Annotated in this window: 10 protein-coding genes; 8 read left to right on the top strand and 2 right to left on the bottom strand. The window is 36.8% G+C overall.

Features of this window, described 5'->3' with window-relative positions; all coding sequences use genetic code 11:
• Positions 1-225: 225 nt before the first annotated feature.
• A complete protein-coding gene (locus tag AOY20_RS13560; protein WP_054582366.1) occupies positions 226-1,506 on the bottom strand; it encodes an aspartate kinase in 1,281 nt (426 codons plus the stop codon).
• Positions 1,507-1,569: 63 nt separating this feature from the next.
• Positions 1,570-4,266: an alanine--tRNA ligase gene (alaS, locus tag AOY20_RS13555; protein ID WP_171250419.1), complete on the bottom strand. Its 2,697-nt coding sequence runs from the start codon at positions 4,264-4,266 to the stop codon at positions 1,570-1,572.
• A gap of 326 nt (positions 4,267-4,592) precedes the next feature.
• Between alaS and AOY20_RS13550 the strand changes: the two genes are divergently transcribed.
• The 8 genes from AOY20_RS13550 to AOY20_RS13515 all read left to right on the top strand — a co-directional run bounded on the left by AOY20_RS13550 (position 4,593) and on the right by AOY20_RS13515 (position 15,069).
• The gene (locus AOY20_RS13550; RefSeq protein WP_054582364.1) at positions 4,593-5,717 is read left to right on the top strand and encodes an RICIN domain-containing protein; all 1,125 of its coding nucleotides are present in this window, start codon (positions 4,593-4,595) and stop codon (positions 5,715-5,717) included.
• Positions 5,718-5,884: 167 nt separating this feature from the next.
• The gene (locus AOY20_RS13545) at positions 5,885-6,922 is read left to right on the top strand and encodes a type I glyceraldehyde-3-phosphate dehydrogenase (protein WP_054582363.1); all 1,038 of its coding nucleotides are present in this window, start codon (positions 5,885-5,887) and stop codon (positions 6,920-6,922) included.
• A 303-nt stretch (positions 6,923-7,225) separates the two neighbouring features.
• Positions 7,226-8,392: an ATP phosphoribosyltransferase regulatory subunit gene (locus AOY20_RS13540; protein ID WP_054582362.1), complete on the top strand. Its 1,167-nt coding sequence runs from the start codon at positions 7,226-7,228 to the stop codon at positions 8,390-8,392.
• Positions 8,393-8,463: 71 nt separating this feature from the next.
• A complete protein-coding gene (locus AOY20_RS13535; protein ID WP_054582361.1) occupies positions 8,464-9,783 on the top strand; it encodes an adenylosuccinate synthase in 1,320 nt (439 codons plus the stop codon).
• A 184-nt stretch (positions 9,784-9,967) separates the two neighbouring features.
• Entirely contained in the window at positions 9,968-10,759 is a 792-nt protein-coding gene (locus AOY20_RS13530; RefSeq protein ID WP_054582360.1) for a M48 family metallopeptidase, read from the top strand.
• 142 nt (positions 10,760-10,901) lie between these two features.
• A complete protein-coding gene (locus AOY20_RS13525; RefSeq protein ID WP_054582621.1) occupies positions 10,902-11,207 on the top strand; it encodes a hypothetical protein in 306 nt (101 codons plus the stop codon).
• 117 nt (positions 11,208-11,324) lie between these two features.
• A complete protein-coding gene (locus tag AOY20_RS13520) occupies positions 11,325-12,107 on the top strand; it encodes a M48 family metallopeptidase (RefSeq protein WP_054582359.1) in 783 nt (260 codons plus the stop codon).
• Positions 12,108-12,837: 730 nt separating this feature from the next.
• Positions 12,838-15,069 (top strand): NADP-dependent isocitrate dehydrogenase, encoded by a 2,232-nt coding sequence (locus AOY20_RS13515; RefSeq protein WP_054582358.1) that lies wholly within the window; start codon positions 12,838-12,840, stop codon positions 15,067-15,069.
• Positions 15,070-15,236: the final 167 nt, after the last annotated feature.

The raw sequence follows: 15,236 nt of genomic DNA, 5'->3' as shown, positions 1-15,236 counted from the left end.
TGCAAAACGCTAAACTTGCAATTTTAAAAATAGGAAAAGACACAACTTAAAGTTTATAAATTTTAACAGAATTTTGTGATAAACATCATGTTGGATACAAAATTGTTTAAATTATAAATTCTCTTTATTAGAATATATCAGAGCTACTAGTGCAAGTACTAGTAGCTCATTTTTTATATTGCTTTAAAGTGTGAAATTTTAAGCGAAATATAATAAAAATGTGAATTAAGCACGAGCGCTTGATTCACCATGCTCACGGTCTAAACCGAAAGCAGTGTGTAATGCACGAACAGCAAGTTCTAAATATTTCTCATCAATAATGACAGAAATTTTGATTTCTGATGTTGAAATCATCAAAATGTTGATGCCTTCTTTCGCAAGAGCTGTAAACATTTTACTTGCAACACCAGCATGTGAACGCATACCAACACCAACGATTGATACTTTAACAATATCATCACGAGTAGCGACTTCACGAGCACCGATTTCTTTTGCTGTTGCTTCTAAAATTGATTTTGCTTTGGCAAGTTCACCACGGTTTACTGTAAATGTGAAATCAGTCGTACCATCTTCTTCGACGTTTTGGATGATCATATCGACTTCAACATTTGCATCACCAATTGGGCACAAAATGTTTGAAGCAATACCTGGTTCATCAGGCACACCTAGAATTGTTAATTTTGCTTCGTCACGGTTAAACGCGATACCTGAGATAATTGGTTGTTCCATGTTATTTTCCGCTTCAGTGGTGATTAGTGTTCCGACGTTTTTCTTAAACTCTTCGTCGAATGCGCCATCATCGTCATTATCAAAACTAGATAATACGCGTAAAGGGACTTGGTATTTTCCTGCAAATTCTACAGAGCGAATCTGTAAAACTTTTGAACCAAGTGATGCCATTTCAAGCATTTCTTCAAATGAAATACGATCAACTTTTTTCGCTTTTGGGGCAACGCGTGGGTCGGTTGTATATACGCCATCAACATCTGTATAAATTTGGCATTCATCAGCTTTGAGTGCAGCAGCGAGTGCAACACCTGTTGTATCTGAACCACCACGACCTAATGTTGTTGTATTACCGTGTTCATCTACACCTTGGAAGCCAGCAACAATAATGACACGACCAGAATCGAGGTGGTTTGTCATTACATCTGTATCAATTGCTTCAATACGTGCTTTGGTAAATGCGCTGTCAGTTTTAATACCGACTTGGCGACCTGTCAAAGATGTTGCTTGTACACCAATGGAATTGAGTGCCATTGCTAACATAGAAATCGTTACTTGTTCACCCGTAGATACCATTTGGTCTAATTCTCGTGGATCTGGGGTTTCAGTAATGGCTTTTGCAAGCGCCAATAAGCGGTTTGTTTCCCCACTCATTGCTGATACAACGACAACCACCTTGTGACCGTGGTCGTGCCAGCGCTTTACACGACGAGCAACATTTAAAATGCGCTCGGGAGTACCCATAGAAGTACCGCCATATTTTTGAACGATTAATGCCATAGTTGTTCCATATAAGCCATGATCCTGATGTACCTATCAGGATCAGTTACACAAAAGGTGAAGTTATTTTGCTTCAAGCCAAGCTACTAAGCTTGCCATAACAGGTTGTAACTTCTCGTTGAGTGGCGCGCCACCTTGTGCTAAGTCAGGTTTACCACCACCTTTACCACCTAGCTCTTGACCTAAGTGTTTGATGATGTCACCTGCTTTAATAGACGCAGTAAATTCTTTCGCTACAGATGCAATAAGGCTTACTTTATCGCCTTCAACACCTGCAAGTACAATTACTGCATTGTCTAATTTTGATTTCACACCGTCATGTAAGTTGCGAAGTGATTTCGCATCTGTATTTTGAACAGTTGTGATTAATGTTGAACGACCTGCAATTGTCTGAACTTGGCTTAAAAGTTCAGTTGCTTGGAAGTTTGCAAGTTTTTGGTTGAGTTGTTCAATTTGCTTTTGAAGGCTAGTAGCAGTAGATGCAAGATTTTCAACTTTTTCCAGAGTTTGATCTTTTTGCGCTTTTAACAAATCGTTAATTGCGTGAATGTCACGATCTGCTTTTTGAGCTACTTCAACAGCTTTAGTGCCTGTAACTGCTTCAATACGACGAATACCTGCAGCAACACCACCTTCAGAAGTAATCTTGAATAGACCAATATCACCCGTACGATTTACATGGATACCACCACAAAGTTCGATCGAGAAGTTTTTCTCATCAATCACTGAACCCATTGAAAGTACGCGTACTTCATCGCCATATTTTTCACCGAACAACATCATCGCACCTTTTGCTTTTGCAGATTCGATGTCTAATAGTTCAGTGCTTACAGGTGTATTTGCAATAACTTCAGCATTTACAAGACGTTCAATTTCTTGTAATTGTTCAAATGAAACTGGTTGGTCGTTAGCAAAGTCAAAACGTAAGATATCAGATGCAACAAGAGAACCTTTTTGTTGTACGTGAGTACCTAAAATTTGACGTAATGCAGCATGTAGAAGGTGAGTTGCAGAGTGATTGCGAGCAGTTGCGGCACGTAAATCTGCTTTTACAATAGCTTCAACAGCTTGAGTTGCTTTTAAGCTACCCATCGTCACGATACCTTGGTGTACAAATGCGCCACCAGATTTTTTGGTATCTTGAACTTCGAAAATGCCCGTATCGTTTTTAAAGATACCAGTATCGCCAATTTGACCACCACTTTCTGCATAGAAAGGTGTTTGGTTAAGTACGATTAGGGCTTCATCGCCTTCTACGACTTCATCAACTTGTTCACCATCTTTGTAGATTGCAACAATTTGACCTTGCCCTTGAGTTGCATCATAGCCATCAAATTGAGTTTCGCCTTCAACTTTTACAATAGAGTTGTAATCTACAGCAAATTTACCAGCATCACGTGCGCGTTGACGTTGAGCTGCCATTTCAACTTCAAAGCCTGCTTCATCAATTGTTAAATCACGTTCACGTGCAATATCAGCAGTTAAATCCGTTGGGAAGCCGTAAGTATCATAAAGTTTAAATACAACTTCACCAGGGATTACAGAACCTTTAAGTTGAGTTAATTCGCCTTCAAGCAATTTCAAACCTTGCTCTAAAGTTTTAGCAAATTGCTCTTCTTCTTTAAGAAGTTGCGCTTCGATACGTGCTTGGTTCGCCGTAAGTTCAGGATATGCAGCACCCATCACTTCGATTAAAGGCTTCAACATTTTGTGGAAGAATGAACCTGTCGCACCCAATTTGTTACCGTGACGTACTGCACGACGGATGATACGACGAAGTACATAACCACGCCCTTCATTTGAAGGGTTTACGCCATCAGCAATTAAGAAACAGCATGAACGTGCATGGTCAGCAACAACTTTTAAAGATGCTGGATATTCAATAACAGATTTACCTTCTGCTTGAGCTTTTGCTTCAAGTTCAGAAGTATCTAAACCAATGATTTCAGCCGCAGCCTTAAGTAAATTTTGGAATAGATCGATTTCGTAGTTTGAGTTTACGTGTTGTAGAACAGCAGAAATACGTTCTAAGCCCATACCTGTATCAACAGATGGAGCTGGAAGAGGGTGTAACACGCCATCAGCAGTACGATTGAACTGCATGAATACGTTGTTCCAAATTTCAATGAAACGGTCGCCATCTTCTTCAGGTGTGCCAGGTAAGCCGCCCCAGATATGATCGCCATGGTCAAAGAAAATTTCAGAACATGGACCACAAGGGCCAGTATCACCCATTGCCCAGAAGTTATCTGATGCGTATTTTTCACCTTTATTATCGCCAATACGGATAATACGGCTTGCATCCAAACCAACTTCTTTGTTCCAAATATCAAATGCTTCGTCATCTGTATGATAAACAGTAACGTAAAGTTTATCTTTAGGAAGTGCTAACCATTTATCACCTGTGAGGAATTCCCAAGCGAATTTGATTGCATCATGTTTAAAGTAATCACCAAAAGAGAAATTACCTAACATTTCAAAGAATGTATGGTGACGAGCTGTGTAACCCACATTATCTAAATCGTTGTGTTTACCACCAGCACGTACGCATTTTTGTGAAGATGTTGCACGAACATAGTCACGTTTTTCAAGACCAAGGAAACAGTCTTTAAACTGGTTCATACCAGCATTTGTAAATAATAATGTTGGGTCGTTGGCCGGAACAAGTGAACTCGACGCGACACGTGTATGCCCTTGCGATTCAAAATAGCTTAGGAAAGCTTCGCGAATTTCAGCGGATGTCATAAGACGAGTACTCACAACCAAGTCACTCCATAAATTTCGATTTGGCTAATAGCGTATCAAGTCCAAGTTATTAGGAGAAAAAGTGACTTGATAGGCTGGCTTAAAATTTTAAAAACGCCAAATTATAACGGAAAAAGCAACATTCACCAATCATAACGTTGCGAAAAACTTAAAATTAAAATAATAAATTGATTTAAATATTTTATTTAAATATTTAAGGTGAATTTATAAATAGATGATCAAAACGATACATTATTAATACATATAATATGAGATAATTTTCTAAGAAGTAAAAACAAACAAACTAAGCTTGAATAAATATAAAAAAAGGGAGTTTTATCATGCTGAATATATTAAAACTATTTGTTTTGGCACTATTGTTTTCGACTAATATTTATGCTGTTTCTCCAGGTGGCATGGTCGCAAATTATTATAACTTTCCTATAAAAAAGGGGGGGTATGATGAAATGAAAGCAGATTTTCAAATTACGCATGAGCCAGGTCATGATGGGCTTACATTTTGGGCGAATCAATTTCAATTTGAAAAGGTTGATGGTGGATATACGGGGTTGCAACAAAATGATGGACGCACAAAAAAAGCTATATTTTCAATTTGGAATGCAAAGGGTTGGAATAAAATAAAAGGTGCAGAATGTTCATACTTTTCTCATGAAGGTTCGGGTGTTTCTTGTCTGATTGATTATTCGTGGAAAGAAGGTCAGCGTTACCAATTTGTTTGGTCAAGGGTGGGGCAAAATGAAAAAGAACAAGTTTGGCAATCTCGCGTCATTGATTTAAGTACAGATAAAGCAACAGTAATAGGTGAAATTCGAATTCCTAAGTCATGGGGTGGCTTAAAGCCTGAATTAACTCAATTTGTTGAAAATTATGCCCAAGCTGAGCAGGAATATCGCCAGTGTAGTGAAGTTCCAGCGACAACGAATATATTTTTTAAACCCAGTGCCAATGGGGTTAAAGCAATAAGTGCTTCGACAGAAATATATGGTGCTTGCTCTCGTGTTGCTGAGTCATTTTGTACTTTGGAAGGAGATTGTATTTCTACAATTAATTCAAAATCATATATAAAACAACCAGCATTCATGTTGAAAAATGGTGTTCTTGGTTTTTGCGCTGATAGTTTAGCAAGCGGAAATAAAATGGGGTTATATGTTTGTCAATTTAATCATAATCAAAAAATGCAAATTAGTGGTACTCACCAATTAAAATTGGTTGAGCAATCAATGTGTTTAGGTGTTGATAAAGAAAAAAGTGTGGTGGCTGAACCATGTAATCAAAGTGGAAATCAGCGTTGGTTATCAATTCCTTCTAAACATCAATATTTACATGTAGCGACAGGACAATGTATGGATGCAGTAAATGGTGGAAAAATTAGTACAAATATTAAAGTTCAACCATGTGTGGCAAAAAGGACTCAATCATGGAAAATCATAAGGGAAAGATTTTAGGCTTTTGGGATATGCTGAAGATTGGTATTAAAAAGAATGTATAAAATAGAGATAAGAGATTTATTCTTATTTTTGATTATTCTTTATAAATGAAAAGATATCCGCTATAGAGTAAAATCTATTAACATAAGCATCAGCAACTCTTGGGTTAAAATGAAGGAACACTGATGCAACGTGTAGCAATTAATGGATTTGGAAGGATTGGGCGAAATGTTTTAAGAGCTTGGTTTGAAAATCCTAAACTATTTAACTTTGAAATAATTGCTATTAATGATGTTGCTGATATTGAAACTTTAACGCATTTGTTTAAATATGATACGACTCATGGTCGGTTTGTTGGAAAGGTGGAAGTTATACAGGAAAAAAATAAAAATTATTTACAGATTGAATATGCGGAAAAACAATTAAAAGTTGAAGTGTTAAATCAAAAAAATCCATTAGATTTGCCATGGAAAAATTTAAATATAGATGTGATTTTGGAATGTACAGGTCTATTTAGATCTCGTGAAGCAGCTACGCAACATATAACAGCAGGCGCAAAGCGCGTAATTATTGGTGCTGCGCCTTTTGATACTGTTGATGCTGCGATTGTTTATGGTGTGAATCATCATGATGTTAAGAAAACAGATCAGATTATTTCAAGTGTCTCATGTACGACTCAAGCATTGGTGCCGTTAGTTAAAATAATTGACGATGCTTTTGGTATTGATACTGCTTTAATGACAGAAATTCATGCGGTTACGGCAGATCAATCTGTGTTGGATCACGCACATCGTGATTTACAAAGAGCTAGAGCATCTGGGCAAAATATTATTCCAACAACTTCTTCAGCATTAGGTGCATTAAAGAGAGTATTGCCAAAAATGGAAAATCGAATAGATGGTTATTCTATTCGAGTACCTACTATTAATGTTGCAGCTATCGATTTAACATTTAGTTCAGAATCGCAGCTCAGTGTTGATGAAATTAATCAGGTTTTAACCTTCGCTGCACAGCAACAGTATTCTGAAATTATGCACGTAACTGATGAGCCTTTGGTATCTTCAGATTTTAATCATTTACCTTATTCACTTATTGTGGATTTAACTCAAACGATGGTGGTTGGGCATCAGGCAAAAGTTTTTGCTTGGTATGATAACGAGTGGGGATATGCTAATCGATTATTAGATTTATGTGAGTCATTTAAAGAAGGGTTAAATATTTAAATTTTTGACTAAACCATATAAATTTTAAATTAAATTATTGGCTTTTAATGGATGATTGATTTTCGGTTAATCATGGAAAATTATTTTTTATAAAGCATAATATAATTGGTTAAAGTATTTAAAAAGTATGATCTTTTAATCAATTAAACGCTGTTTTATAAGTCATTATTAGAATATTGTAAGCTTTTATAAAAAAGTCTGGTGCACAGTATTAACTATCGTGTTAGACTAGGAGAAATCGGGTGTGTTCCCGATTTTTTTATGCGGATTACTTCCGCGCTGGCAAGGATTTAGGTTTACAACATGCCCATTTCAGAGACATGGTTATTACCTGATGGTGTAGCTGATGTATTACCAGAACAAGCGCAAGTAATTGAAACTTTGCGCCGTGACGCTTTGGATTTCCTCGCATCTCGAGGTTATCAGTTGGTGTACACGCCATTTATCGAATATATCGAATCTCTATCTTCTCTTTCAGAATCGAATCAAGATTTAGACTTAGCCACTTTTAAAGTTATCGATCAGTTATCTGGTCGTTTGCTTGGTGTGCGTGCCGATATGACACCACAAGTGGCACGTATCGATGCACATGTACATCAAGTCAATGGTATTGCACGTTATTGCTATGCAGGTACGGTTTTACATACCAAACCGCAAGGGTTTAATACCACACGTGCACCACTTCAATTAGGTGCAGAATTATTTGGTTCAGACAGTATTGATGCCGACGTAGAAATGGTCGATGTCATGTTGAACTTATTGCAAACAGCAGGTTTAGCAGATGGAATTCATCTTGATTTAGGTCATGTGGGGTTATTCCGTAGCTTAGTAAAACATGCAGGTTTGAGTAAACTGACTGAACGTCAACTTTCAGATTTATATCAACGTAAAGCATTACCTGAACTTGCTGAATTCACTTCTCATTTAAAGTTCGGTCAAGATTTTTATAATTTAGGTCGTTATGCAAGTGATTTAGATACTTTGCAAGTAAACTTAAGTGCAGAAATTTTAAATGATGTTGAATTTAAACAAGCATTTGATGCTTTGAAAACAACCCAAAGTGAAATTCAAGCCCGTTGGCCAAATTTACATATTGGTATCGATGTGGTTGAGCTTCGTTCTTATCATTACCATACTGGTCTAATGTATGCAGTATATGCACCAAATCGTGCGGCACCATTAGCGCAGGGTGGACGTTATGATGGTATTGGTGAACACTTTGGTCGTGCACGTCCTGCGACAGGTTTTTCTTGTGACTTGTATGCACTTTCTGCTGGTCAATTTAAAACAGCGAAAACTGTTGTTGCACCAAAAGGAACCGATGACGCATTGCAAAATGCAATTGCTCAATTGCGTGCAGAAGGTGCAAGTGTTATTCAATTATTAGGTAATGATGATTTAAGTTCGACACCATTTGCAACACATAAAATGGTTAATCAGTCGGGCAATTGGATTGTCGAAGAAATTTAATGGTATTACTAAATGTTCATGTCATTTAGTAATACTTTCCAATTTTAACAGCATGATGTAATGAGGCTATTATGGGCAAGAATGTTGTGGTACTCGGTACCCAATGGGGCGACGAAGGTAAAGGTAAAATCGTCGACCTGCTCACAGATCAAGCGACTGCAGTAGTTCGCTATCAAGGCGGACATAACGCAGGTCACACTCTCGTGGTTGGTGGTAAGAAAACTGTATTACACCTCATTCCATCTGGTATTTTACGTGAAAACGTATTGTGCTTAATTGGTAACGGTGTTGTTCTTTCTCCTGAAGCACTCATCAAAGAGATGGATGTTCTTGAAAAAGAAGGCGTACCAGTTAAAGAGCGTTTACGTATTTCTCCAAACTGCCCATTAATTCTTCCTAACCACATTGCGCTTGACCAAGCGCGTGAGAAAAAACGTGGTAATGCAAAAATTGGTACTACAGGTCGTGGTATTGGTCCAGCATATGAAGATAAAGTGGCGCGTCGTGCAGTGCGTGTTGCTGATTTGGTGCGTGGTGGTGATCATCTTAAAGCTCAATTAGAAGAGCTTCTTGAATACCATAACTTCCAATTAACTCAATTCTACGGTGTAGAAGCGGTTAAGTTAGAAGAGGTACTTGAACTTTGCGATCAATGGCGTGAAGTTGTTGCTCCATTAGTTATGGATGTAACAGGTGAGCTTCATAAATATCGTAAAGCTGGTGAAAACATCATGTTTGAAGGTGCTCAAGGCTCACTTCTTGATGTTGACCATGGTACATATCCATATGTAACTTCTTCAAATACAACTGCTGGTGGCGTAAGCTCGGGTTCAGGTCTTGGTCCATTACACCTAGACTATGTACTTGGTATTACTAAAGCTTATACAACGCGTGTAGGTGCAGGTCCATTCCCAACAGAACTTGTTTATGATGCTGCTAACGATGTTGGTGATGCAATTGGTAAACACCTTGGTACTGTAGGTTCTGAGTTTGGTGCATCTACAGGTCGTCAACGTCGTTGTGGTTGGTTTGATGCTGAAATCCTTCGCCGTTCTGTAGAAGTAAACTCACTTTCAGGTATTTGCTTAACTAAACTTGATGTTCTTGATGGTTTAGAAGAAGTAAAAATCTGTGTAGGTTATGAAGCAGCAGATTCAGGTTGTGTAGGTTCTTCTGATGCGCTTGCATTTGAAACTTTAAAACCAATTTATGAAACTATGCCAGGTTGGTCTGAGTCTACTTTTGGTGCTAAATCTTTAGATCAATTACCAGAAGCGGCAATTAACTATATCAAACGTATTGAGCAGTTAATTGAATGTCCAATTGATATCGTTTCTACTGGTCCAGACCGTGATGAAACAATTATTTTACGTCATCCATTTGATGCATAATTTGCATTAAATTGAGATAAAGAACCTCGCAAAAGCGGGGTTTTTTATTGAAAAAAGAATAAAATGTGAATTTATTGTTTATAATTGATATTTTTGTGATTAATTTGTTATAATTTTGAGAGTGTGAAGAAATATAAATTTTGTATTTTTTAATCAGTAAAGTTTTCGTGAAATGGTAAATAAAATGATTAATAAAAATAGTGCCTTAATTTTGGCTATGGTTGTTGGTATAAGTGGTTGTGCGACAGTTGCAGATTTAACAGGTAACGATACAGCAACTTTAAATATGAATGCCGCACAAGATTATCAAACGATGGTGGATAGTGCAAAATCACAAAAAGCACTCGATACGACTTCTTCAACATATAAGCGGGTTAATGCTGTTTTCTTAAAATTAAAACCTTATGCAGATCAAATGAATAATACCGGTCATGCATTTGACTGGAAACTTAGTGTATTTAAATCAAATGAATTAAATGCTTTTGTTATGCCTGGTGGTAAGGTTGTATTTTATTCAGGAATTGTTGAACAATTAAAATTAACTGATGCTGAAATTGCTGCAATTATGGGGCATGAAATGACCCATGCTTTAGAGGAACATTCTAAAAATAAAGCGGGTGCTACAGCATTAACGAATATTGCAGTGAATATCGGTAAGTCATATGCAGGCAGTAAGCTTGGTGAACAAGGTGCTGATGCTATTGATTTGGGTAGCCGTTATGGGATTGGTCTACCGTACTCACGTAATCTTGAATCAAAAGCAGACCGTGGTGGTTTAATGTTGATGGCAAAAGCAGGGTATAACCCAGAAGCTGCTGTATCTGTATGGAAAAAAATGAACCAAATTGATTCAAGTAATAATTCTGCATTAATTAAATTTGCCTCAACACATCCGTCAAATAATGACCGTATTGCAGATTTACAAAAGAGCATGGCAGAGGCAAAAGCACTTTATGCTGCAAGTACTAAAAAATAAAAATATGTGTTGAAATTTATGAATGACGATTAAGCCTTGCATATGCAGGGCTTTTTATTGCAAGACAAAAGTTGAGTGGCTTTTAATATATAAAAAGATTATAACCAAAATATGATATTAGGAATTTTAAATGGGAGATTCAATGCAAAAGAATATTGCAGGAACAATTTTTTATTCACTATTATTCGCAATGGGGGGGGCTCCTACTGCTGCAATGATTATAATAAAACTGCAAAACGTTAATATTGAATATATTTATCAAACCTTTATTGGTTTAACGGTCATGATCGCATGCGCTTTAATTCCAATAATATTATTGCAAAATACATATTTATTTTTTAAAAGGAAAAATGAAGAATTAGATAAAAAATTAGACAATTTGTGCCATATCTATTTAGCGTTAGATATCTTCGCACTTATGTTTTGGATACTGTATAAATTTATTTAAGTGAATCTATTTACAGAAATACAATGATTTCATCAGAAAAATTCATAATCATATTAAGGTCTAAGTTATAATTTCATCATAAATTTTGCAATGATGGATGTTTGGAGAAACAGCGAAATGAATAAAAAGTTGGTAATAGCTTTTCTTGCTTCTGGGGCAGTTACAATTTCGGGATGTACTACATTCGCTGATATGGTTGGGGCAGATAGTGCGACATTAAATGCCACTGCAACACAGGGCTTTAATCAAACAATTGACGAAGCACGTTCAAATAAAACATTAGATACATCATCTGCAACATATAAACGTATTAATACAGTATTTCTGAACTTGAAACCGTATGCAGATCAACTTAATCAAACTGGCATAAAATTTGATTGGCAATTGGCAGTTTTAAAATCAGATCAAGTCAATGCGTATGTTGCACCAGGTGGGAAAGTTGTTTTTTATACTGGAATTGTAAATAAATTAAATCTGACTGATGCTGAAATTGCTGCGATTATGGGACATGAAATGGTGCATGCTCTAGAGGAACACTCAAAACAAAAAATTGGTGCTCAGGCATTAACTAATATTGCATTGGGTGTGGGGTTAAGTGCTGCTGGTGTGGGTGATACTGGCGCTGCTGCAGCTCAATTAGGTTCACAAATTGGGGTGGGTTTACCTTATTCACGTAGCTTGGAAAGTCGTGCTGATCAAGGCGGTATCATGTTAATGGCAAGAGCGGGGTATAATCCTCAATCTGCAATTACATTATGGGAAAAGATGAATAAATTGGATGGTTCAGGTGGTGCATCATTCCTTTCAACACATCCATCGAATACTCAACGTATTGATGCGATGAAACAGAATTTACCTGCTGCACAAGCACTCTATAATAAAAGTATAAAACGCAGTTAATTCAGTGAGAAACTTTAAAAGGTCAATTAAAATTGACCTTTTTTATTTTGGTATAAGTGATTGAATTTAAATATGTATGTAATAGTGGGAGAAGTTGGTGTTTTTTAATAAATGATTCTTCATCATAAATATTGAGTTATGCCATAAATAACATATGAGTTAAGGTAAAAATAGAAGTACTAAAATAGGTTTTATCAATAATAACAATTGATAGAAAAAATATATTAAAAGTACTTTAATCTTCAGCTATTATCGTAAAATAAATAGTAGATTTTAGAAAGTGTCAGAGCTAAATTTTGTCATTGCCTATTTTGTACTGAAATAATGGTTTCGACAGATTTCTGTTAAATGCAAGCGTTAATTTTTATAAGTTCTTATAGAAATAATGAATATTGTATGTAATGCCCTTGATATTGTAGGTATTCATCTCAATTAAGGGTATGGCAAGTATCTGTAAAAATGTGTGTCGGAATTTAGAAATACTTTATTCTATTTTGAGTCAGAGCTTAATTTTAAGATCGAATAAAGCTCAATTTTCGCGTAGAATAAGAAAGCTGATGAAATATCTTTTTATATTATTTCTATACGAAATGATGATATGAAAAGATATTTCATTGACTGAATTACATTGAAGACCGATACTTTCAATGTTTAATTTAAGCAAATTGGTTCGAAGGAACTGAACCACAAGTTCGGTTCTAAAAACTCCATCTAAAGCAAGGGGCTATATATGACTGGTGGAAAGTCAAAAATCATTTACACACTGACAGATGAAGCGCCATTATTGGCGACATATTCGTTACTACCGATCATTGAGACCTTTACTAAGCCTGCTGGCATTGAGATCGTAAAGAGCGATATCTCAGTTGCAGCGCGTGTGCTTGCAGAATTCGCAGACTACTTAAGTGATGAGCAAAAGGTATCTGATAACCTTGCTGAATTAGGTCGTCTTACACAAGATCCAAGTACAAATATTATCAAACTTCCTAATATTAGTGCTTCAGTTGGTCAGTTAACTGCTTGTATTAAAGAACTTCAGTCTAAAGGATATGCAATTCCAGATTATCCTGAAAATCCAACAACTGAAGAAGAAAAAGCGATTAAAGCGCGTTATAGCAAATGTTTAGGTTCTGCTGTAAACCCAGTTTTACGTGAAGGTAACTCTGACCGTCGTGCACCAACTGCGGTTAAAAATTATGCTAAAAAGCACCCTCATTCAATGAATGAGTGGAAACAATGGTCACAAACACATGTATCTCATATGACAGAAGGTGACTTCTATCATGGTGAGAAATCAATGACTCTTGACCGTGCACGTAACGTGAAAATGGAATTAATTACAAAGTCTGGTGAGACGATTGTTCTTAAGCCAAAAGTTGCGTTACAAGATGGTGAAATCATCGATTCTATGTTCATGAGCAAGAAAGCGCTTTGCGATTTCTATGAAAAAGAATTGGCTGATTGTAAAGAAGCAGGCATTTTGTTCTCTTTACACGTTAAAGCAACAATGATGAAAGTTTCACACCCGATCGTATTTGGTCACTGTGTGAAAATTTATTACAAAGAAGCATTTGAAAAACATGCTAAATTGTTTGATGAACTTGGTATTAACGTAAACAACGGTATGGCTGGTCTTTACGAAAAGATCGAAACTTTACCGACTTCTTTACGTGAAGAAATCATCGAAGATCTACACGCATGTCAAGAACACCGCCCTGCTTTAGCAATGGTTGATTCTGCAAAAGGTATCACAAACTTCCATTCACCAAATGACGTAATTGTAGATGCTTCTATGCCTGCAATGATCCGTGGTGGTGGTAAAATGTGGGGTGCTGATGGCAAACCTTACGACTGTAAAGCAGTAATGCCTGAATCTACATTTGCGCGTATTTACCAAGAAATGATCAACTTCTGTAAGTGGAATGGTAACTTCGACCCACGTACAATGGGGACTGTACCTAACGTTGGTCTAATGGCTCAAAAAGCTGAAGAATACGGTTCACACGACAAGACTTTCGAAATTTCTGAAGCGGGTGTTGCGAACATCACTGATATCGAAACTGGTGAAGTGTTGATGTCTCAAAACGTTGAAGAGGGCGATATCTGGCGTATGTGTCAGGTGAAAGATGCACCAATTCAAGACTGGGTTAAACTTGCTGTAACACGTGCACGTAACTCTGGTATGCCAGCAATCTTCTGGTTAGACCCGTACCGTCCACACGAAAACGAAGTGATCAAGAAAGTTGAAAAATACTTGAAAGATCATGACACTGACGGTTTAGATATCCAAATCATGTCTCAAGTACGTGCAATGCGTTACACACTTGAACGCGTTGCTCGTGGCTTAGACACAATTTCTGTAACAGGTAACATTTTACGTGATTACCTAACGGATTTGTTCCCAATCATGGAATTAGGTACTTCTGCTAAAATGCTTTCTATCGTGCCGTTAATGGCGGGTGGCGGTATGTACGAAACTGGTGCTGGTGGTTCTGCGCCTAAACACGTACAACAACTTGTAGAAGAAAACCACTTACGTTGGGATTCTTTAGGTGAGTTCCTTGCACTTGCTGTATCTTTAGAAGAGCTTGGCATTAAAGAAGATAACGCGAAAGCAAAACTTCTTGCACAAACTTTAGATGCTGCAACTGGCAAATTGTTAGATAACGGCAAATCTCCATCACGTCGTACTGGTGAACTTGACAACCGTGGCAGCCACTTCTACCTAGCTAAATTCTGGGCTGAAGAACTTGCTAATCAAGATCAAGATGCTGAGCTTAAAGCACAGTTTGCTCCACTTGCAGAAACTTTAGCTGCAAATGAAGATAAAATTGTTGCTGAGCTTGCTGAAGTTCAAGGTAAATCTGTAGACATCGGTGGTTACTATGCGATTGATACAGCTAAAGTAAATACTGTAATGCGTCCAAGTTCAACTTTAAATGCTGTGCTTGAATCAGTTTAAGTATTTATCTATTAAATTGATTAATTAAGCGATAAGAAGTCGATGCGTAAGCATCGGCTTTTTTATATAAAAAATTAACAAAAATTAAATAAACTGTTATATATTTCACATATTTGTAGTATTATTGTTTCATATTAAATCAAAACGTAATTTACTGTATTGTTTAA

The sequence above is a fragment of the Acinetobacter equi genome, assembly GCF_001307195.1.
Classification (GTDB): Bacteria; Pseudomonadota; Gammaproteobacteria; order Pseudomonadales; family Moraxellaceae; genus Acinetobacter; species Acinetobacter equi.
Note: the sequence above shows the minus strand (reverse complement) of the source record. Positions and strands in the feature narration are given on the sequence as shown.

Coding starts and splice junctions, on each gene's coding strand:
- AOY20_RS13525 (WP_054582621.1), top strand. CDS start 10,902: ATGCAAAAGAATATTGCAGGAACAATTTTTTATTCACTATTATTCGCA.
- AOY20_RS13550 (WP_054582364.1), top strand. CDS start 4,593: ATGCTGAATATATTAAAACTATTTGTTTTGGCACTATTGTTTTCGACT.
- AOY20_RS13560 (WP_054582366.1), bottom strand. CDS start 1,506: ATGGCATTAATCGTTCAAAAATATGGCGGTACTTCTATGGGTACTCCC.
- AOY20_RS13530 (WP_054582360.1), top strand. CDS start 9,968: ATGATTAATAAAAATAGTGCCTTAATTTTGGCTATGGTTGTTGGTATA.
- AOY20_RS13545 (WP_054582363.1), top strand. CDS start 5,885: ATGCAACGTGTAGCAATTAATGGATTTGGAAGGATTGGGCGAAATGTT.
- AOY20_RS13520 (WP_054582359.1), top strand. CDS start 11,325: ATGAATAAAAAGTTGGTAATAGCTTTTCTTGCTTCTGGGGCAGTTACA.
- AOY20_RS13515 (WP_054582358.1), top strand. CDS start 12,838: ATGACTGGTGGAAAGTCAAAAATCATTTACACACTGACAGATGAAGCG.
- AOY20_RS13540 (WP_054582362.1), top strand. CDS start 7,226: ATGCCCATTTCAGAGACATGGTTATTACCTGATGGTGTAGCTGATGTA.
- AOY20_RS13535 (WP_054582361.1), top strand. CDS start 8,464: ATGGGCAAGAATGTTGTGGTACTCGGTACCCAATGGGGCGACGAAGGT.